This window comes from Ruegeria sp. O11, from assembly GCF_056535285.1.
The window spans coordinates 688,542-706,073 of record NZ_JBQERS010000001.1 but is presented as its reverse complement, the minus strand read 5'-3'; the positions used below and the strand labels follow the sequence as shown (position 1 = coordinate 706,073).

General features: G+C 54.1%; 19 protein-coding genes and 1 tRNA gene. 14 read left to right on the top strand and 6 right to left on the bottom strand.

Going from position 1 to position 17,532, the window contains the following annotated elements; genetic code table 11:
- Positions 1-24 precede the first annotated feature (24 nt).
- The 3 genes from alaS to ACRZ91_RS03530 all read left to right on the top strand — a co-directional run bounded on the left by alaS (position 25) and on the right by ACRZ91_RS03530 (position 3,954).
- Positions 25-2,694, top strand: a complete 2,670-nt coding sequence (alaS, locus tag ACRZ91_RS03540; RefSeq protein ID WP_480902646.1) for an alanine--tRNA ligase — start codon at positions 25-27, stop codon at positions 2,692-2,694.
- Between the two features lies 1 nt (position 2,695).
- Positions 2,696-2,983 (top strand): DUF1330 domain-containing protein, encoded by a 288-nt coding sequence (locus ACRZ91_RS03535; RefSeq protein WP_170539803.1) that lies wholly within the window; start codon positions 2,696-2,698, stop codon positions 2,981-2,983.
- Between the two features lie 350 nt (positions 2,984-3,333).
- Entirely contained in the window at positions 3,334-3,954 is a 621-nt protein-coding gene (locus ACRZ91_RS03530) for a transglutaminase-like cysteine peptidase (protein ID WP_480902643.1), read from the top strand.
- A gap of 148 nt (positions 3,955-4,102) precedes the next feature.
- Here the strand turns inward: ACRZ91_RS03530 and ACRZ91_RS03525 are convergent, their stop codons facing one another.
- The 3 genes from ACRZ91_RS03525 to ACRZ91_RS03515 form a co-directional block, all read right to left on the bottom strand.
- A complete protein-coding gene (locus ACRZ91_RS03525) occupies positions 4,103-4,720 on the bottom strand; it encodes a hypothetical protein (RefSeq protein ID WP_480902640.1) in 618 nt (205 codons plus the stop codon).
- Positions 4,721-5,157: 437 nt separating this feature from the next.
- Positions 5,158-6,975, bottom strand: coding sequence for a translational GTPase TypA (gene typA, locus ACRZ91_RS03520; protein WP_480902638.1), 1,818 nt, complete (start codon positions 6,973-6,975; stop codon positions 5,158-5,160).
- Positions 6,976-7,052: 77 nt separating this feature from the next.
- Positions 7,053-7,427: a DMT family transporter gene (locus ACRZ91_RS03515; RefSeq protein WP_010440210.1), complete on the bottom strand. Its 375-nt coding sequence runs from the start codon at positions 7,425-7,427 to the stop codon at positions 7,053-7,055.
- Between the two features lie 145 nt (positions 7,428-7,572).
- Between ACRZ91_RS03515 and ACRZ91_RS03510 the strand changes: the two genes are divergently transcribed.
- On the top strand, positions 7,573-7,704 hold the full coding sequence (locus ACRZ91_RS03510) for a hypothetical protein (RefSeq protein WP_260026172.1): 132 nt from the start codon (positions 7,573-7,575) through the stop codon (positions 7,702-7,704).
- 76 nt (positions 7,705-7,780) lie between these two features.
- Here the strand turns inward: ACRZ91_RS03510 and ACRZ91_RS03505 are convergent, their stop codons facing one another.
- Together ACRZ91_RS03505 and ACRZ91_RS03500 are read right to left on the bottom strand one after the other, a co-directional pair.
- On the bottom strand, positions 7,781-8,026 hold the full coding sequence (locus ACRZ91_RS03505) for a hypothetical protein (protein WP_010440209.1): 246 nt from the start codon (positions 8,024-8,026) through the stop codon (positions 7,781-7,783).
- Positions 8,026-8,679, bottom strand: coding sequence for an alpha/beta hydrolase (locus tag ACRZ91_RS03500; protein WP_010440208.1), 654 nt, complete (start codon positions 8,677-8,679; stop codon positions 8,026-8,028). Before ACRZ91_RS03500 ends, ACRZ91_RS03505 begins: the two co-directional genes overlap by 1 nt.
- Positions 8,680-8,855: 176 nt before the next feature.
- Here ACRZ91_RS03500 and iscR point away from each other — a divergent pair, with 176 nt between their 5' ends.
- The 10 genes from iscR to ACRZ91_RS03450 all read left to right on the top strand — a co-directional run bounded on the left by iscR (position 8,856) and on the right by ACRZ91_RS03450 (position 16,647).
- The gene (gene iscR / locus ACRZ91_RS03495; protein ID WP_010440207.1) at positions 8,856-9,314 is read left to right on the top strand and encodes a Fe-S cluster assembly transcriptional regulator IscR; all 459 of its coding nucleotides are present in this window, start codon (positions 8,856-8,858) and stop codon (positions 9,312-9,314) included.
- A 54-nt stretch (positions 9,315-9,368) separates the two neighbouring features.
- Positions 9,369-10,412: a cysteine desulfurase family protein gene (locus ACRZ91_RS03490; RefSeq protein ID WP_480902633.1), complete on the top strand. Its 1,044-nt coding sequence runs from the start codon at positions 9,369-9,371 to the stop codon at positions 10,410-10,412.
- Between the two features lie 18 nt (positions 10,413-10,430).
- Complete coding sequence (gene sufB / locus ACRZ91_RS03485; protein ID WP_170539790.1) at positions 10,431-11,951, top strand: Fe-S cluster assembly protein SufB; 1,521 nt, start codon at positions 10,431-10,433, stop codon at positions 11,949-11,951.
- The gene (locus tag ACRZ91_RS03480; protein ID WP_010440204.1) at positions 11,951-12,154 is read left to right on the top strand and encodes a hypothetical protein; all 204 of its coding nucleotides are present in this window, start codon (positions 11,951-11,953) and stop codon (positions 12,152-12,154) included. The genes sufB and ACRZ91_RS03480 overlap by 1 nt, the downstream gene beginning before the upstream one ends.
- 52 nt (positions 12,155-12,206) lie before the next feature.
- Entirely contained in the window at positions 12,207-12,962 is a 756-nt protein-coding gene (sufC, locus tag ACRZ91_RS03475; RefSeq protein ID WP_010440203.1) for a Fe-S cluster assembly ATPase SufC, read from the top strand.
- Positions 12,962-14,242: a Fe-S cluster assembly protein SufD gene (gene sufD, locus ACRZ91_RS03470; protein ID WP_480902629.1), complete on the top strand. Its 1,281-nt coding sequence runs from the start codon at positions 12,962-12,964 to the stop codon at positions 14,240-14,242. Before sufC ends, sufD begins: the two co-directional genes overlap by 1 nt.
- A complete protein-coding gene (locus ACRZ91_RS03465) occupies positions 14,242-14,727 on the top strand; it encodes a YIP1 family protein (protein ID WP_010440201.1) in 486 nt (161 codons plus the stop codon). The genes sufD and ACRZ91_RS03465 overlap by 1 nt, the downstream gene beginning before the upstream one ends.
- Complete coding sequence (locus tag ACRZ91_RS03460) at positions 14,724-15,281, top strand: Yip1 family protein (protein WP_260026158.1); 558 nt, start codon at positions 14,724-14,726, stop codon at positions 15,279-15,281. The genes ACRZ91_RS03465 and ACRZ91_RS03460 overlap by 4 nt, the downstream gene beginning before the upstream one ends.
- A gap of 13 nt (positions 15,282-15,294) precedes the next feature.
- Positions 15,295-16,515: a cysteine desulfurase gene (locus tag ACRZ91_RS03455; RefSeq protein ID WP_260026156.1), complete on the top strand. Its 1,221-nt coding sequence runs from the start codon at positions 15,295-15,297 to the stop codon at positions 16,513-16,515.
- A gap of 55 nt (positions 16,516-16,570) precedes the next feature.
- Positions 16,571-16,647, top strand: a tRNA-Arg gene (locus ACRZ91_RS03450).
- Between the two features lie 126 nt (positions 16,648-16,773).
- Here ACRZ91_RS03450 and mepK read toward each other — a convergent pair.
- Complete coding sequence (mepK, locus tag ACRZ91_RS03445; protein WP_480651347.1) at positions 16,774-17,343, bottom strand: peptidoglycan L,D-endopeptidase MepK; 570 nt, start codon at positions 17,341-17,343, stop codon at positions 16,774-16,776.
- Positions 17,344-17,532 lie beyond the last annotated feature (189 nt).

Here is a 17,532-nt window from a genome sequence, read left to right as displayed (position 1 = left end):
TGAATGCGCGTTGAGAGAGCCCAAATGCCCACGCTGAATGATATCCGCTCGACCTTTCTGAACTACTTTGCCAAGCAAGGCCACGAAGTGGTTGCGTCCAGCCCATTGGTGCCGCGCAATGATCCGACGTTGATGTTCGTGAACTCAGGTATGGTTCAATTCAAGAACCTGTTTACCGGCGTAGAAACCCGTGATTATCATCGCGCGACTACAGCACAGAAATGTGTGCGCGCAGGTGGCAAGCATAATGATCTGGATAACGTGGGCTATACCGCGCGCCATCATACGTTCTTTGAAATGTTGGGAAATTTCTCGTTCGGAGATTACTTCAAGCCGGAAGCAATCCCATTCGCCTGGGAGCTGATCACCAAAGAATTTGGGATCGACAAGAACCGCCTGCTGGCGACAGTATACCATACCGACGACGAAGCCTTTGAAATTTGGAAGAAGGTAGGAGTTCCCGAAGACCGGATCATTCGCATCGCCACCAATGACAACTTCTGGCAGATGGGTCCAACCGGGCCATGTGGCCCGTGTACCGAGATATTCTACGATCACGGCGATCACATCTGGGGTGGCCCTCCGGGTTCCGCCGAAGAAGATGGCGACCGTTTCATCGAAATCTGGAACATCGTTTTCATGCAAAACGAGCAACTCGAAGACGGCTCGATGGTCGAGCTCGATATGCAGTCGATCGATACTGGCATGGGGCTTGAGCGGATCGGTGCACTGCTGCAAGGCAGTCATGACAACTACGACACAGATCTGTTCAAAACACTGATCGAGGCTTCCGCAGAGGCCACCGGAGTTGATCCTTATGGGGATCAGAATGTGCATCACCGTGTGATTGCGGATCACCTGCGTTCGACATCTTTCCTGATCGCTGATGGGGTGATGCCGTCAAATGATGGGCGTGGATATGTTCTCCGTCGTATCATGCGTCGTGCGATGCGCCATGCACATTTGTTGGGCGCGAAAGATCCGGTGATGCACCGTTTGGTGCCAACTCTGGTTCAACTGATGGGCGCGCAATACACCGAGCTTGGTCAGGCGCAGCCTCTGATCGAAGAGACATTGTTGCTGGAGGAAACGCGGTTCAAACAAACATTGGATCGCGGCTTGAAATTGCTTGATGACGAGGTCTCTGGTTTGTCGGAAGGTGATCCGCTGCCGGGTGATGCGGCATTCAAGCTTTATGACACATACGGTTTCCCGCTGGATCTTACCCAGGATGCGCTGCGCGAGAAAGGACGTACAGTAGACACTGACGGGTTTGATGCCGCTATGGCCGAACAAAAAGCAAAGGCGCGCGCTGCCTGGGCTGGTTCTGGCGAAGCAGCTGATCAGGTCGTATGGTTCGATGTGTTAGACTCCGCCGGTGCTACCGATTTCCTTGGTTACGACACGGAAAAAGCCGAAGGTCAGGTGGCTGCACTGGTAGTCGACGGTGCCTTGGTCGATAGTATTGAGAAAGGCGGCAGTGGCTGGGTCGTGGTTAACCAGACGCCGTTTTATGGTGAAGCCGGTGGTCAGGTTGGCGATACAGGTGAAATCCGCAGGCTCGATGAACGAAATGACATTTCCCGTGTTGTAGACACCAGAAAATTTGCCGACGGCAAGGTCTATGCACACAAGGTGACAGTTGATCATGGATCGATCTCGACAGGTGACGCTGTTGAGCTTGAAGTCGATCACGCAAGACGTACGGCCATTCGCGCAAACCATTCAGCGACGCACCTGTTGCACGAAGCCCTTCGTGAAACGCTGGGTGATCATGTGGCTCAGCGCGGCTCATTAAATGCATCCGACCGTTTGCGGTTTGATTTCAGCCACTCAAAGGCTTTGTCGCGGGAAGAGATTCAAAAGGTCGAGCGTGAGGTGAATGCCTTTATTCGCCAGAACTCGGCTGTCGAGACGCGTATCATGACGCCAGACGATGCCCGTGCGCTGGGTGCACAGGCGCTGTTTGGCGAGAAATACGGTGATGAGGTCCGTGTCGTGTCGATGGGTAAGGCACCTACCGGCAAAGGGCAGGATGGTGAGACCTGGTCGATCGAATTGTGTGGCGGCACCCATGTGCGCCAGACGGGGGACATAGGTACGTTTGTCCTTCTCGGCGACAGCGCCAGCAGCGCAGGTGTGCGCAGGATTGAGGCTCTTACTGGGGACGAAGCTTTCAATCACCTGTCGGCTCAGGATCAGCGTCTCGGCGCTATTGCTTTGGAGTTGAAAGCACAGCCTGATGACGTTGTTGCGCGTGTGAAATCGCTGATGGATGAGCGTAAATCGCTTCAAAACGAAGTTGCTCAACTGCGCCGTGATCTGGCGATGGCTGGTGGCGCAGGGCAGGGTGGCTCTGAAGCAAAAGAGGTCAATGGTATGGCCTTCCTCGCCCAATCACTGACCGGCGTGTCCGGAAAGGACCTGCCAACGCTGATCGATGAGCACAAGAACCGGTTGGGTTCAGGTGCTGTGTTGTTAATCGCAGATACAGGTGGAAAAGCTGCCGTTGCCGCCGGTGTTACACCGGATCTGACTGACAAAGTTTCGGCCGTTGATCTGGTTCGCGCTGCCGTTGCCGAACTTGGCGGCAAGGGTGGTGGTGGTCGGGCTGACATGGCACAAGGCGGAGGCAAAGATGCCTCGAACGTTGAAGCAGCCATAAAAGCCGCAGAACAGGTTTTGGGAGGATAAGATGCCTGCACTCTGGATTGCTCATGTCACTGTGACTGATGCCGATGCATACGGAAAATACGCCGAGCTGGCAGGTCCCGCGATCGCCGCCCATGGCGGTGAGTTCATAGCCCGTGCCGCGCGGTACGTGCAGTTGGAAGGCAAAGAACGTCCGCGTAATGTGGTCGCCCGCTTCCCCTCGGTTGAAGCTGCTGTTGAGTGCTATAATTCGCCCGCTTACCAACAAGCACTGGATCATGCCCGAGGCGCCAGCGAACGTGAGCTGGTTGTAGTCGAAACCACTGAGTGAGAATCACCCTGATTCTTTGGACCAGCGGAACGGAAGTTCCGACGGCTTAGTTTTACGTGTGGCCTCGGGATGCGGGGGCGCGCGTCCTTCGAATTGCAAAAATACAATAATAACAATATTATAATCTGAGAATTCTAACAATCCCTCCACAGCGAGAATACGAATGTGGCGGCGACTGCCATGATCTTGTGCAAAAATGGTCATGGAAATTGACGATTTTCCGCCGTTTTCCCCCCTCAAATTATTCAAAGATTGCGTAAGTGCCGAGTTTGCCGGATATTTTCTGTTCGAACTCAATGAACTTCACGAAGCGCCAATCGTCTGGATTAAATCTAATCTGAGGGACAGACATGACGACCAGAGGCACTACCCTGAATGCATTTTGCGAATACACAGCAAAGTTCTGTGGACGCATCAGTTTGGCCGTGTTGATCGCAAGTTCGACAATGATCGCCTCAGAAGCCTCGGCCCGTGATGCCGCATTCATTCAAAGCGTTGTTGCCTCGCCTCCGCCGACAGGGGCACAGCAGTTGTGTCGTCAATACACATGGGCTTGTGCTCAAAAGGGAGCCGCTTCGCTTTCCAGCGCACAAGAACTGAAGCTCGTAAAGCAGATCAACCGTCGCGTAAATGCGTCGACGCGAGAGGTCACCGACCAAAGTCAGTACAAGACCCGCGAGATGTGGGCCCTACCGACATCTCTTGGCGGGGATTGTGAAGATTTTGCCCTGCTTAAAAAGCGTGATTTGATCAATGCAGGAATCGATCCCCGCAAACTATTGATCGCGACTGTTTTGGATACCCGCAGAAACTCTCATGCCGTGCTGGTCTACCGTTCGAGCCAGGGTGATCTGGTTCTGGATAACCTCACAAACCGGATCAAGCCCTGGTCAGAGACGCGCTATCTGTTCCTGCGCATGCAGGATCCGAAGCAGCCACGCAAATGGGTTGGGGTTTATGGGCGGAGCTAACGCGCAGTTAGGAGTATCGGCCTTGAAATCCAAATGGTGGAAATGAGATCAAAAGATACGGGCGCGTGAATCTGCACAGCGCCCGTTTATTTCGTCTTAACTAGACTTTGCCACCAATCTTCAGACTGGTGGCCTGTACTCGCAGGGTCTAACGGGTAAACTCTTCTGCCCGCTGATGTGCTTCCTCCATTTCCTGCGCACCATCGCTCATTCCACGGGCCGCGTTCCGATATTCAAGAGCCAGCTGCCGATATTTCTCGGCCTCGCTTCTTTGCTCTGCAGCACCTTCCGGGTTTTGTTCTTGGTCACGAATTTCAGCTTTGTTCTCGTGCCACTGAGCTTTTGATTCGTACGAATCCGCCTGAGCGTGCAAATCTGAGGCTGCTTGCCGCTTTTCTCTTAGGATGTCTTGTATATCGCGCGGATCGGTATCGTTAGTCGAATCTTTGGGCTCGCCACCTTTGGGATTGTCGCCACCTTTGGGATTGTCGCCACCTTTGGGATTGTCGCCACCTTTGGGATTATTGTCGCCCCTGGGATTGTCACCGCCCTTGGGACTATCGTCGTCGTCAGAAGTCCGCTCACCGTCTGGCTCGTTGCCACCGCGAGGGTTTTCATCATCAGGACCATCGCCGGAACGTCGATCCGCCAGGCCAAGCGATGCTGTCGGAAGGTCGGTCAGCAGGGATGCAAATGCAGGGCAATCCAGCAGCGTCTGCTCCAGAACGGATTCAAAATCCGCCCGACGTTGGATGTATTTTATCATCCGAGAACTTACGACGTCGCAGGCGCAAAGGGTATTTGAGGACACGGATTGCTTTGCCGTCTTTACAGTACACATCTCAGATGCCTGCGCAGTACCAGCAGATGTAAACGGGAATGTAGAAGCAACAAATACTATCGAAAATAGTTTGGAATTAATGCGCATAGCATTTCTCCTTAGATACTCATTAACTAACTCGCCGTATACTCGTGCGGCGCCACACTTTGAACACAAAATCTCCTTTTTAGGCCTTATTTTCAAGCGGCCAATGATGAGTGCACAAGGATCAATATTGGCTTACGCCAGGGAAAGGCGTTTAAAAACAAATAGAAAGCCCGCCAAATTGGCGGGCTCTAGATTTCTGGACTATTTCCATATTGACGCAAATTTGCCACGAATGGGCCATTGTTGCGTATGTGTGAACTGAGTTACTGCAGGACCTACGCAGATCGTGCCATTCTCTTCCGCTCATGTGGATCCAGATAGCGTTTACGAAGCCGGATCGCATTTGGCGTCACCTCAACCAGTTCGTCATCGTCGATATACGCGATCGCCTCTTCCAAAGAGAATTTTATGTGAGGCGTCAGGCGCACCGCGTCATCCGATCCGCTGGCGCGTACGTTGGTCAGCTTCTTGCCTTTAAGCGGGTTCACTTCCAGATCGTTGTCACGAGAATGTTCACCGATCACCATGCCTTGATAGACATCGGTTTGCGGCCCCACGAACATGCGTCCACGTTCCTCCAGGTTCCACAAGGCGTAGGCGACGGCCTGGCCTTTTTCCATTGAGATCAAGACGCCTGCACGACGACCGGGGATCGATCCCTTGTGGGCAGCCCATCCATGGAAAACGCGGTTCAGAACACCGGTCCCGCGCGTGTCGGTCAGAAACTCGCCGTGATATCCGATCAGGCCGCGTGATGGGACATGGGCAATGATGCGGGTTTTGCCAACTCCTGCGGGGCGCATCTCGACCAGTTCACCTTTGCGTGCTCCGGTGATCTTCTCGATCACCGAGCCCGAGAATTCGTCATCGACATCGATGGTGACTTCTTCGATGGGCTCAAGGCGTTGACCGTCTTCGTCGCGGAACAAAACCTGCGGGCGCGAGATGCTGAGTTCGAACCCTTCGCGGCGCATATTCTCGATCAGAACGCCCATCTGGAGTTCGCCACGGCCAGCGACCTCAAAGGCTTCACCACCGGGTGTATCGCTAATGCGGATCGCGACATTTGATTCAGCCTCCTTCATTAGACGATCACGAATGACGCGGGACTGAACCTTTTTACCGTCTCGGCCTGCAAGCGGAGAATCATTGATGCCGAAGGTGACGGTGATCGTTGGTGGATCTATCGGCTGAGCGGGCAAAGCCTCATTTACCTGCGGAGAAACTAAAGAATCCGCAACCGTGGCTTTGCTCATTCCCGCAATAGTGACGATGTCCCCGGCTTCGGCCACATCGATAGGCTGTTGTGCGAGACCACGGAACGCGAGAATCTTTGTCGCACGGAAATTCTCGATCAATGTTCCGTCACGGCTGAGAGCCCTGAGGCTGTCACCCGCTTTCAACGTTCCGCTCTCGACACGACCGGTCAGGATGCGGCCGATGAAAGGATCGCTGCCAAGCGTGGTGGCAAGCATTCGGAACGGCTCGTCTTTTTTCTCAATTTGCTTGGGGGCGGGGACGTGATCGACGATCAGATCGAAAAGGGCAGTCAAATCCTTGCGCGGTCCGTCCAGTTCCATATCTGCCCAACCTGAACGGCCCGAGGCATACATGGCGGGAAAATCAAGCTGATCGTCGTCAGCACCAAGGTTGGCGAACAGGTCAAAACATTCGTCCAGCGCGCGATCTGGTTCGGCATCCGGTTTGTCGACCTTATTCAATACAACGATGGGACGCAGTCCCAATGCCAGCGCCTTGGAGGTCACGAACTTGGTTTGCGGCATGGGACCTTCGGCGGCGTCGACCAGAAGAACAACTCCGTCCACCATGCTGAGGATGCGTTCGACCTCGCCTCCGAAATCGGCGTGGCCGGGGGTATCGACGATGTTGATACGAGTGTCTTTCCATTCGACCGAAGTCGCCTTGGCCAGAATGGTGATGCCACGTTCCCGTTCCAGATCATTGCTGTCCATTGCGCGCTCGGCAACGGCCTGATTCTCGCGGAAAGCGCCGGATTGTTTAAGAAGCTCATCCACCAGGGTCGTTTTACCGTGGTCCACGTGAGCGATGATTGCGATATTGCGCAGGTCCATGAGAGGTCAACCTTTGAACGGGAAGTTGGCCCGGCGCATAACGCGGCGCGACAAAATATACCAGCCCTAACCGGCGTTCAGTGACCCGCGGTCGAAGAAAACAGGTGAATGATCAGAATTCCAGACAGTATCAGAACAAGCCCCAGGATCGCCGGCCAGTCGAGTTTCTGACCAAATACCAGAAAACCAATCAGTGCTATTAGGAAAATCCCAAGTCCCGACCAGATTGCATAGACAATCCCGACAGGCATCACTTTCAGAGTGAGCGCCATAAGATAGAATGCGCTGCCATAGCCAACGACCACCAGGGCAGAGGGCCAAAAGCGGGTAAACTGATGGCTGGCTTGCAGTGCAGTGGTCCCGATGGTTTCCGCAATGACCGCCAGCAACAGAATGAAATATGTTTTGGGCAAGATTGATGCCTTTCCGAAGTGTCGCGGAAGGTTGACCATAGTTGGCTATTGCCGGGCAAGAGGATTCTGACGGCGTAGAATAAAGAGTGACTTTACCAAGGGTCAGGTAAACCTGACTATTCGATATTCCTGAGGCATGATAGTGGGTTGGGTGTTTTAGTTAGTTTTTAACGAGTTTGATTGAATGACGACATTTGCAAAATCAGTCATTATCGTTTCGGTGTTGATCGTAGCGCTAGGGTGGCTTGCAGACGGGGGGTCCGTCGACATTGATGCAGCCCAGAATGTTGAGCGGTTAAAGGGTATTCCAGTTTAGGCGACCACCGAACGATCTGACGAAAAGGAGCTTTCGGGCTCCTTTTCTTTTGTTCGCAACAAGATTGATTCAATTCTTACTGCTTCTCGATCGCTTTGAGTTTTGAGCGATGATCGGACAATTTCTTGACCACAAACTTACGGGCCTTGCGTTCTGCGAGCCGTACCCGAACTTCGGTCAAAAACGCTTCTTCCAGCGTCTGAGATGACGCGCCCAAAAGCTCGCCGACCTCCACATAAAACCGATCCTCACCGGTTTCGTCCATGACCTTCATCGTATCCTCTGCCAATCTCGAGGCAAGGGTGGTGATGGTATCAGACATCAGCGCGTATTCTCGGTCAGGCGACGCTTCACATAATCCGTCACGTCGGTCATCAGCGTGTCCATGTGGCGATCCTGGAAGAAGTGATCCGCGCCTTCAACCTCGTGATGCGTGATTGTGATCCCTTTTTGCTCGTGCAATTTGCTAACCAGCGAAGTGGTATCCGCAGGGGGTGCAACGCGGTCTGACGACCCGTTGATGATCAGGCCGGAAGACGGGCAGGGGGCTAGGAAAGAAAAATCATACATGTTCGCCGGGGGTGACACGCTAATAAAGCCGGTGATCTCGGGACGACGCATCAGCAGTTGCATTCCGATCCAGGCGCCGAATGAGAATCCTGCAACCCAGCAATGCTTGGAGTTGTTGTTCATGGACTGAAGATAATCCAGCGCCGACGCGGCATCGCTAAGCTCGCCAACACCCTGATCATATTCGCCTTGGCTGCGGCCTACGCCACGGAAGTTAAAGCGCAGAACTGTGAAGCCCATGTTGTAGAAGGCATAGTGCAGGTTGTAGACCACCTTGTTATTCATGGTCCCGCCAAATTGAGGGTGCGGATGCAGCACGATTGCGATCGGTGCGTCTTTTTCCTTTTGCGGGTGGTAGCGGCCTTCCAGGCGGCCTTCGGGTCCGGGAAAAATCACCTCGGGCATGTGTGCTTTAGTCCTGTTTTTTGACGCCTCGGCCCCGAGATTATCTTGACGGTAATCGTCAGGCACCTTAGAACGGTTCTAATTACATTGTGTCGCGTGAAAACGCTGTCAGTGGGAGATACGCACTGGCTGCGGCGGCGTCAATGTTTTCGCGGTTCTTGCCTTAAGGAATTCAAATGAAGCTGTCGACCAAAGGACGCTATGCGATGGTTGCTCTGGCGGATATTGCTCTGCAATCCTCTGACAAGCTTGTTACACTTGGTGAGATTTCCGAGCGCCAGGATATTTCTCTTCCTTATCTGGAACAGCTTTTTGTAAAACTGCGTCGTGCTGAGTTGGTCAGCTCGGTTCGGGGTCCGGGTGGAGGTTATCGTCTTGCGCGCCCTGCATCCGAAATTCGAGTGGTTGAGATTTTGGCTGCGGTCGATGAAACCGTCGATGCGATGCACAAAGGGGCGGGGGCATCGGGTGCTTCGTCCGGCAGTCGGGCGCAATCCCTGACCAATCGCTTGTGGGAAAGCCTGAGCGCACATGTATATGTGTTCCTGCATCAAACGCGGTTGTCGGATGTGATCCGAAATGATCTGGCACCGTGCCCGGCAGTTCCAAACTTGTTTGCGGTCGTGGACGACTGAGCTGATGAAACAGATTTTCGTTCCACAGGAATCCATGTTGGAAAAGATGTATCTATGAAACGGGTTTATCTCGATCATAATGCGACGGCTCCATTAAGGCCCGAAGCCCGCGCTGCAATGATTGCGGCGATGGATCTGGCCGGCAATCCGTCATCCGTTCACGCCGAGGGCCGTGCCGCAAAGGCGGTGGTCGAGAGAGCACGCGCACAGATTGCCACCGCATTTGGGGCGGATGGCGCTGACATCGTGTTTACCTCGGGCGCTACCGAAGCGGCGGCGTTGGCAATGTCAGGACGTGGTCTGCAGGGGTCCGCGATCGAGCATGATGCGGTACGTGCTTGGGCCAATGAAGTTTTACCAGTGTCGAATGACGGGCAAGTTACGGTTTCAGATCCCGCCTTAACTGCATTGCAACTTGCAAACTCCGAGACGGGCATCATTCAATCTCTCCCGTCTGATCTGGCTGTAACTGACGCCACTCAGGCGTTTGGAAAGCTGCCAGTCGCGTTCAACTGGCTGGGCGCGGAAATGGCCTTGATTTCTGCACATAAACTGGGCGGTCCCAAAGGGATCGGTGCGTTGGTGATGAAACGCGGCACGGATTTGGCCGCGCAAATCAAAGGTGGCGGGCAGGAGATGGGTCGTCGCTCGGGCACTGAGAATGTTATCGGAATCGCGGGCTTCGGTGCGGCTGCTGAAGCTGCATCCTGCGATCTTGCAAATGGTGTCTGGGAAAAAGTTCGTGAACTTAGAAATATTCTAGAAAACGCTCTTGAGGCCGGATCGAAATCTACTATTTTTGTCGGGAAAGATCAGGAGCGACTCCCCAACACGTTGTGCTTTGCCACTCCGGGCTGGAAGGGAGAAACCCAGGTCATGCAGATGGATTTGTCAGGATTTGCGATCAGTGCAGGCTCAGCCTGCTCCAGTGGCAAAGTGCGCGCCAGTGCTGTGCTGACGGCCATGGGATTTGATGAATACGCGGCGGCCAGTGCGATACGCGTATCGCTTGGTCCCGAGACGACGGAAGAGAATGTGCTGCGTTTTGCGGAAACGTGGCTTGAGAAAGAGAAAAAGCATCGCGCGCGCGCCGCGTGATCTGACGGAGGGTGTCTTATGGCCGCTTTGGACCAGACCCAGGTAAAAGAAGGTGTCGATCAGGAAACCGTGGATGCGGTACGCGAGGTCGGAACCTACAAATACGGCTGGGAAACTGAAATCGAGATGGAGTACGCCCCGAAGGGTGTAAACCCCGATATCGTCAAGCTGATTTCAGGCAAGAATGATGAGCCCGAATGGATGACCGAGTGGCGTCTCGCCGCGTTCGAACGCTGGACCAAGATGGATGAACCGAACTGGGCCATGGTCAGCTATCCTAAAATCGATTTTCAGGACCAGTATTATTATGCCCGTCCGAAATCGATGGAAGAGAAGCCAAAATCCTTGGATGAGGTCGACCCCAAGCTGCTTGCGACATACGAGAAACTGGGTATCCCTCTGAAAGAACAGATGATTCTTGCCGGAGTTGAAGGTGCCGAAGATGCGCCAGCCGAGGGGCGCAAGGTCGCCGTCGATGCGGTGTTTGACTCGGTTTCGGTTGGTACGACTTTCCAGGAAGAGCTGAAAAAAGCGGGTGTTATCTTCTGCTCGATTTCCGAGGCGATCCGAGAGCATCCGGAACTGGTGAAGAAATATCTCGGAACCGTGGTTCCGGTATCCGACAATTTCTATGCCACTCTGAACTCCGCTGTGTTTTCGGATGGTTCGTTTGTCTATGTGCCACCGGGTGTCCGCTGTCCAATGGAATTGAGCACCTATTTCCGCATCAACGCGGAAAATACGGGGCAGTTCGAACGGACGCTGATCATTGCCGACAAGGGCAGTTATGTCAGTTACTTGGAAGGTTGTACTGCACCACAGCGCGACACTGCACAGCTGCACGCGGCCGTGGTGGAAATCATCATCGAAGAAGATGCTGAGGTGAAGTATTCGACGGTTCAGAACTGGTTCCCCGGTGATGAGAACGGCAAAGGTGGTATCTACAACTTCGTGACCAAGCGCGCCGATTGCCGTGGGGATCGCTCCAAGGTGATGTGGACGCAGGTTGAAACCGGCTCGGCTGTGACTTGGAAGTATCCGTCCTGCATCCTGCGAGGCGATGACAGCCAGGGTGAGTTCTACTCGATCGCGATCACGAACAACATGCAGCAGGCCGATACTGGCACGAAGATGGTTCATCTGGGCAAGAACACCAAGTCGCGGATCGTGTCGAAAGGGATCAGTGCGGGTAAGGCGCAGAATACCTATCGCGGACTGGTCTCGATGCATCCAAAGGCCAAGGATAGTCGCAATTACACCCAGTGTGACAGCTTGCTGATTGGTGACAAGTGTGGGGCGCACACGGTTCCGTATATCGAGGTGAAGAACAACTCATCTCGTGTGGAGCATGAGGCGACGACTTCGAAGGTCGACGAGGATCAGTTGTTCTATTGCCGTCAGCGCGGCATGGACGAGGAAGAGGCCGTGGCGCTTGTTGTCAACGGGTTCTGCAAGGACGTGCTGCAGGCACTGCCGATGGAATTTGCGATGGAGGCTCAGCAATTGGTTGCAATCAGCCTAGAGGGATCGGTCGGCTGATGACGCCAAAGCCACAACAACGTATCCGCAAGGATGATGTGCTGACAGCGCTTGGCTACGCGCTGCCGGTGATCGGCGGCTTGTTGGGGGTGGCTTACGTCAACACGAAATACATGGACTTCATCAACCCGGTCTGGGCAGTGGGCGGAGGCGCGCTGCTGGGTTGGATCATCGCTCGTGTGATCCGCAAGGTGCTGGGATAGATAATTATCTGGGGTCAATCTGCGCCCCTTGCGAGATGCAAAAGGACAAAAAATGCTGGAAATCAAAAACCTGCACGTAAAACTTGAGGAAGAAGACAAACAAATCCTCAAAGGTGTCGATCTCACTGTTGAGGCCGGCAAGGTGCATGCGATCATGGGGCCGAATGGCTCTGGCAAGTCTACGCTTAGCTATGTCTTGTCCGGTCGTGACGGATATGAAGTGACAGATGGTACCGCCACACTTGAGGGTGAAGATCTGCTTGAGATGGAGCCGGAAGAACGCGCGGCTGCTGGTGTATTTCTCGCATTCCAATATCCGGTTGAGATTCCCGGTGTCGGCAACATGACGTTCTTACGCACAGCGGTGAATGCTCAGCGTAAGGCACGTGGTCAGGAAGAACTGTCTGCGGCGGATTTCCTGAAAGAAATCCGCGCCAAGGCAAAGGCGCTGAAGATCGACGCGGATATGTTGAAACGCCCAGTTAATGTTGGATTCTCGGGTGGTGAGAAAAAGCGCAACGAAATCCTACAGATGGCAATGCTTGAGCCCAAGTTATGCATCCTTGACGAGACTGACTCGGGGCTCGATGTGGATGCGATGAAGCTGGTTTCGGAAGGCGTGAATGCGTTGCGCGACGAAGGGCGCGGTTTCCTTGTTATCACGCATTATCAGCGTTTGCTGGATCACATTAAACCAGACGTCGTGCACATTATGGCCGATGGCCGTATCGTCAAATCCGGCGGACCCGAGTTGGCTCTGGAAGTTGAGCACAATGGGTATGCTGACATTCTGGCCGAGGTAAACTGATGGCTCTCGCTCAAGCAAAACAGACGGCAACGGAAGAGCGGCTTGCAGCTCTGAGCATGCCAGATGCGGGTTGCACGCGTAAGGCGCGAGAGGCTGCTCTGGCGCGGGTGCACGAAATGGGTCTGCCCGGACGTCGGGATGAATACTGGAAGTATACCCAGCCCGATACATTGATCTCGGCACAAGCACCCGCGGCGGCATTGTTTCAGAACGACGAAGCGCCGATGTTCAACGAATTTGACAGGCTGAAGATTGTCTTCATCGATGGTGTATTTAGCCCTGAAGAGTCAGACCAACTGTCGATGGAAGGTGTCACTATCGACAGGTTGGAAGATATTTGCTGCAAAGATATCCATTGGGCCAAAGAGTTATACGGTGTTCTTGAAGCAAATGGTCAGACCCCGGTGCATCGCCCTCTGGCGGCATTGAACACTGCATTTGCGTCAGATGGTGTTGCCATCCATGTGACCGGAAAACCTGCCAAACCGATCAGCCTGATCTATCGCCATGCTTCGGAAACCTCGGATGCGATCCTGCACCATGTAGTTCGTGTTGAAAGCGGCGCCGAGGTGACCATCCTTGAAAATGGCCCGGCCGCATCGCGTTTCAACAAATGTATGGAGATCGATATCGCCGATGGCGGTACGCTGCACCATGTTCGCGCACAGGGTCGCGATCATCAGCGGCGAGCAGCGACGCATATGTTCACTCGAATGGGAACGGAGTCTGTGTACAAATCCTTCACACTTACCGTGAACGGTGTTCTGACGCGGAACGAGCAGGTGGTTGAACTTACCGGCGACGATGCCGTGGTCCATGTTGCGGGTGCTTGCGTTGGAGATGGTGAATTCCATCATGACGACACGGTATTTGTGACCCACGATGCGGTGAATTGCGAAAGCCGTCAGGTGTTTAAAAAGGTGTTGCGCAATGGGGCGACAGGCGTCTTTCAGGGAAAGATCCTCGTCAAAGCGGGGGCGCAGAAAACCGACGGATATCAAATCAGCCAATCGTTGCTGCTGGATGAGGACAGCCAGTTTCTCGCCAAGCCCGAGTTGGAAATCTACGCGGATGACGTCGCCTGTTCGCACGGCTCGACCTCTGGTGCGATAGACGAAACGGCGTTGTTCTACCTGCGATCGCGTGGTGTCCCGACCAAAGAGGCGACGGATATGCTGACTTTGGCTTTCCTCGCGGAAGCGGTTCAGGAGATCGAAGATGAAGCTCTGGCCGAGGTGATTGTCACACGATTGCAAGATTGGCTGGCACGCCGCCGCTGATGTCCGTCACAACAGATATCGTTGCCACGTATCGCGGACCGGGGCGTGTTGTGCGTCGCCTGTTGGATATGGGCCCGCGTGAAGATCGTGCGCTGGCATTTGTGATGGCCTTCTGTGTAGTTGGTTTCATCGCCCAATTGCCAAGCCTTGCACGCCGTGCCCACATTGAGGGGCTGGAACTGAACATGCTCATGGGCGGCGCCTTGTTGGGCTCGGTCTTCATACTTCCTCTGTTCTTCTATCTTCTGGCGTGGCTCTCACAGTTGGTGGCACGGGTTTTTGGAGGTCGTGGAAACGGCTATGGCGCAAGGCTGGCGTTGTTCTGGGCGTTGTTGGCATCGGCCCCATTGGTGTTGTTGAACGGGTTGGTCGCGGGCTTTATCGGTCCGGGCCCGGAACAAACGCTAGCCGGAATGTTATGGGTTGCGATTTTTACCTGGTTCTGGTTGTCCGGTCTCAGACAATCGCAAAAGGCCATTAAATGAACTCTGCCGTGCTGCTGAATATGGTCGTCCTGACCCTGACAAACCCGGCCGAGGCTGCCAAGCGATTGCTGGCGATGCGCTTTGGTCCAGACGTGCTGTGGATTGCATTCTTTCTTGCCGTGATCCTGAATGCGTTGGTTCAAACTTTGTCCGGCTTTGTGATGCCTTTTATTAACCCAGAGGTTCAACAATTTGCCGAGCCTTTATCGCGGACCTTGTTTGTATCAGTTGCCGCGATTCTGATCAGCGTCGTTGCTTTCCTCTTGGTAGGGCGGGTACTGGGCGGAGAGGGGTCGTTCAACGACCTCATGACTCTGGTCGTCTGGCTGCAGATCCTGCAGATTATCGGGCAGGCGATCATACTGACATTGGTCTCGGTGCTGCCGTTTTTGTTCTTACCGGCAAGCCTCGCGATGTTGGTGCTGAGCCTCTACATCACCTTACATTTCCTCAACGAAGCGCATCGATTTCAATCGCTGGGTAAATCGTTTCTGGTGATCCTATTGTCTGGCCTCGTGGCTATCCCGTTTGTCCTCTGGCTGTCGCCTGTATAGGGAACCTTTGTCCATGTATGACGTACAGAAAATTCGCGCCGACTTTCCGATCCTGTCGCGGCAGGTCAACGGAAAGCCTCTGACCTATCTCGACAATGGCGCATCCGCGCAAAAGCCTCAGGCTGTTATTGACGCAGTCACGCAGGCCTATGCCCATGAGTATTCGAACGTTCATCGCGGGCTTCACTACCTGTCCAATCTTGCGACCGAAAAGTACGAGTCCGTCCGGGGCACTGTCGCGCGTTTTCTGGGCGTTTCGAACGAGGAAGAGATTGTATTGAACTCGGGTACGACCGAGGGGATCAATCTCGTCGCTTACGGTTGGGCGATGCCGCATCTGCAGGCGGGGGACGAGATCGTGCTCAGCGTGATGGAACATCACGCAAACATCGTACCCTGGCACTTCTTGCGCGAACGGCAGGGCGTCGTTCTGAAGTGGGTTGATGTGGACACAACCGGTCATCTTGATCCACAAGCCGTCATCGACGCAATCGGGCCGAAGACAAAGCTGGTGGCGGTGACACAGTGTTCAAACGTTTTAGGCACACTGGTCGACGTCAAATCGATCACACAAGCGGCCCACGCCAAAGGTGTTCCGGTACTGGTGGACGGTAGCCAAGGCGCTGTCCATATGCCCGTGAATGTCGAGGATATCGGCTGCGACTTTTACGCGATAACGGGCCACAAGTTGTACGGCCCGTCCGGTTCAGGTGCGATATTCATTAAATCGGAACGCATGGCCGAAATGCGCCCTTTTATCGGGGGCGGCGACATGATCAAAGAGGTGTCAAAAGATCAGGTGATCTACAATGATCCACCGATGAAGTTCGAAGCCGGAACGCCGGGCATCGTGCAGACCATCGGTATGGGCGTTGCGCTGGATTACATGATGGACTTGGGCATGGAGAACATTGCATCACATGAGGCGGGCCTGCGCGACTATGCGATGCAACGACTGAACGGGCTGAACTGGCTGCAGGTTCAGGGAACCACACCTGACAAGGCCGCAATCTTCAGCTTTACGCTGGACGGGGCAGGGCATGCCCACGATGTTTCGACGATACTTGACAAAAAAGGTGTCGCAGTGCGTGCGGGCCATCACTGCGCGGGGCCATTGATGGACCATCTGGGTGTCACCGCCACCTGCCGCGCCAGCTTCGGCCTCTACAACACGACCGAAGAGGTCGACACGCTGATCGATGCTTTGGAATTGGCCCACGATCTGTTTGCCTGATGTGGTCGCATTTGCAGTTGCACCCGGATTGGAACGAGGGTAGCTAACGGCCAAGGCACCTGTAGCTCAGCTGGATAGAGCGCTGCCCTCCGAAGGCAGAGGCCAGAGGTTCGAATCCTCTCAGGTGCGCCACTTCTCTTGTGTTTGTTTTTGCTCTGCACAGTAGCGATTGGTATGCAATCTAGCTGCCGACAAAACAAAACCCCCATCAGAGATAACTGAGGGGGTTCACATTATGGTACGGGATAATGAGTTAAATCAGCCGCGCCAGGAACGGATGACACCGCAATCCATATGCACGAAATTCGACCGATAGTACTGGCCAACGCCTCCGGCGCGGCAGGAAATTGCAGCTTTTGCCATTTGCGAGACCGAGCGCGAGGATAAACGCAAGTCGGCAGCCTGGCCTTTCATATGCAGGGAATTCTTGGCGACACCGCGAGAGCGACGGCGCAGCATGGCATTGGTTTGCGGTGAGCGGTAACCAGACAGCAGCATATAGGGTTCGCTTACATCCAGCATATTATGCGCCGCAGCCATGATGTCGATCGTGCGCAGGTCCATGTCCTTGACCTGATCGCTGCGCCAATCACGCATGAAGTGATTAACCTCTTTCACCGCGTCCTTGATATATTTTCCGTCAACCCAATATACCATGTCGATCCGCTCACCGGTGCGGCCCGAATACATACGAATGCGGCGAATGTCGCCACCGCCACGAAGAAAACCCGCTGCTTTGGAATAGGTTGGTGCCGCGACAACCGCCGTTGCGGCGAATGCGCCCAATAGGGCACGCCGGGTCAAGCCCGATGTACTGCTCTCGGTCATTTCAGTTTCGTCCCGTACTGTTCCTGCCTGCACACGATGTTACGCGCGCTGTCTTAATTTTTATCCCATCCCAGATGCGGGATTTATTGCACAGTCGGAATCATCCGCCAAGGAGTCTTTGCTTGCGCTTTAATCAAGGGGGAATTTTCGGCAGTTTTTTGCGCAACTGATGCAAACATGCATGATAAT

Bases quoted from the DNA above. Each gene is read 5' to 3' on its own strand.
- ACRZ91_RS03505 (WP_010440209.1), bottom strand. From the start codon at position 8,026: ATGTCTGATACCATCACCACCCTTGCCTCGAGATTGGCAGAGGATACG.
- ACRZ91_RS03455 (WP_260026156.1), top strand. From the start codon at position 15,295: ATGTATGACGTACAGAAAATTCGCGCCGACTTTCCGATCCTGTCGCGG.
- ACRZ91_RS03460 (WP_260026158.1), top strand. From the start codon at position 14,724: ATGAACTCTGCCGTGCTGCTGAATATGGTCGTCCTGACCCTGACAAAC.
- sufD (WP_480902629.1), top strand. From the start codon at position 12,962: ATGGCTCTCGCTCAAGCAAAACAGACGGCAACGGAAGAGCGGCTTGCA.
- ACRZ91_RS03480 (WP_010440204.1), top strand. From the start codon at position 11,951: ATGACGCCAAAGCCACAACAACGTATCCGCAAGGATGATGTGCTGACA.
- ACRZ91_RS03465 (WP_010440201.1), top strand. From the start codon at position 14,242: ATGTCCGTCACAACAGATATCGTTGCCACGTATCGCGGACCGGGGCGT.
- iscR (WP_010440207.1), top strand. From the start codon at position 8,856: ATGAAGCTGTCGACCAAAGGACGCTATGCGATGGTTGCTCTGGCGGAT.
- alaS (WP_480902646.1), top strand. From the start codon at position 25: ATGCCCACGCTGAATGATATCCGCTCGACCTTTCTGAACTACTTTGCC.
- ACRZ91_RS03515 (WP_010440210.1), bottom strand. From the start codon at position 7,427: ATGGTCAACCTTCCGCGACACTTCGGAAAGGCATCAATCTTGCCCAAA.
- sufB (WP_170539790.1), top strand. From the start codon at position 10,431: ATGGCCGCTTTGGACCAGACCCAGGTAAAAGAAGGTGTCGATCAGGAA.
- ACRZ91_RS03500 (WP_010440208.1), bottom strand. From the start codon at position 8,679: ATGCCCGAGGTGATTTTTCCCGGACCCGAAGGCCGCCTGGAAGGCCGC.
- ACRZ91_RS03535 (WP_170539803.1), top strand. From the start codon at position 2,696: ATGCCTGCACTCTGGATTGCTCATGTCACTGTGACTGATGCCGATGCA.
- ACRZ91_RS03490 (WP_480902633.1), top strand. From the start codon at position 9,369: ATGAAACGGGTTTATCTCGATCATAATGCGACGGCTCCATTAAGGCCC.
- ACRZ91_RS03510 (WP_260026172.1), top strand. From the start codon at position 7,573: ATGACGACATTTGCAAAATCAGTCATTATCGTTTCGGTGTTGATCGTA.
- ACRZ91_RS03525 (WP_480902640.1), bottom strand. From the start codon at position 4,720: ATGATAAAATACATCCAACGTCGGGCGGATTTTGAATCCGTTCTGGAG.
- mepK (WP_480651347.1), bottom strand. From the start codon at position 17,343: ATGACCGAGAGCAGTACATCGGGCTTGACCCGGCGTGCCCTATTGGGC.
- sufC (WP_010440203.1), top strand. From the start codon at position 12,207: ATGCTGGAAATCAAAAACCTGCACGTAAAACTTGAGGAAGAAGACAAA.
- ACRZ91_RS03530 (WP_480902643.1), top strand. From the start codon at position 3,334: ATGACGACCAGAGGCACTACCCTGAATGCATTTTGCGAATACACAGCA.
- typA (WP_480902638.1), bottom strand. From the start codon at position 6,975: ATGGACCTGCGCAATATCGCAATCATCGCTCACGTGGACCACGGTAAA.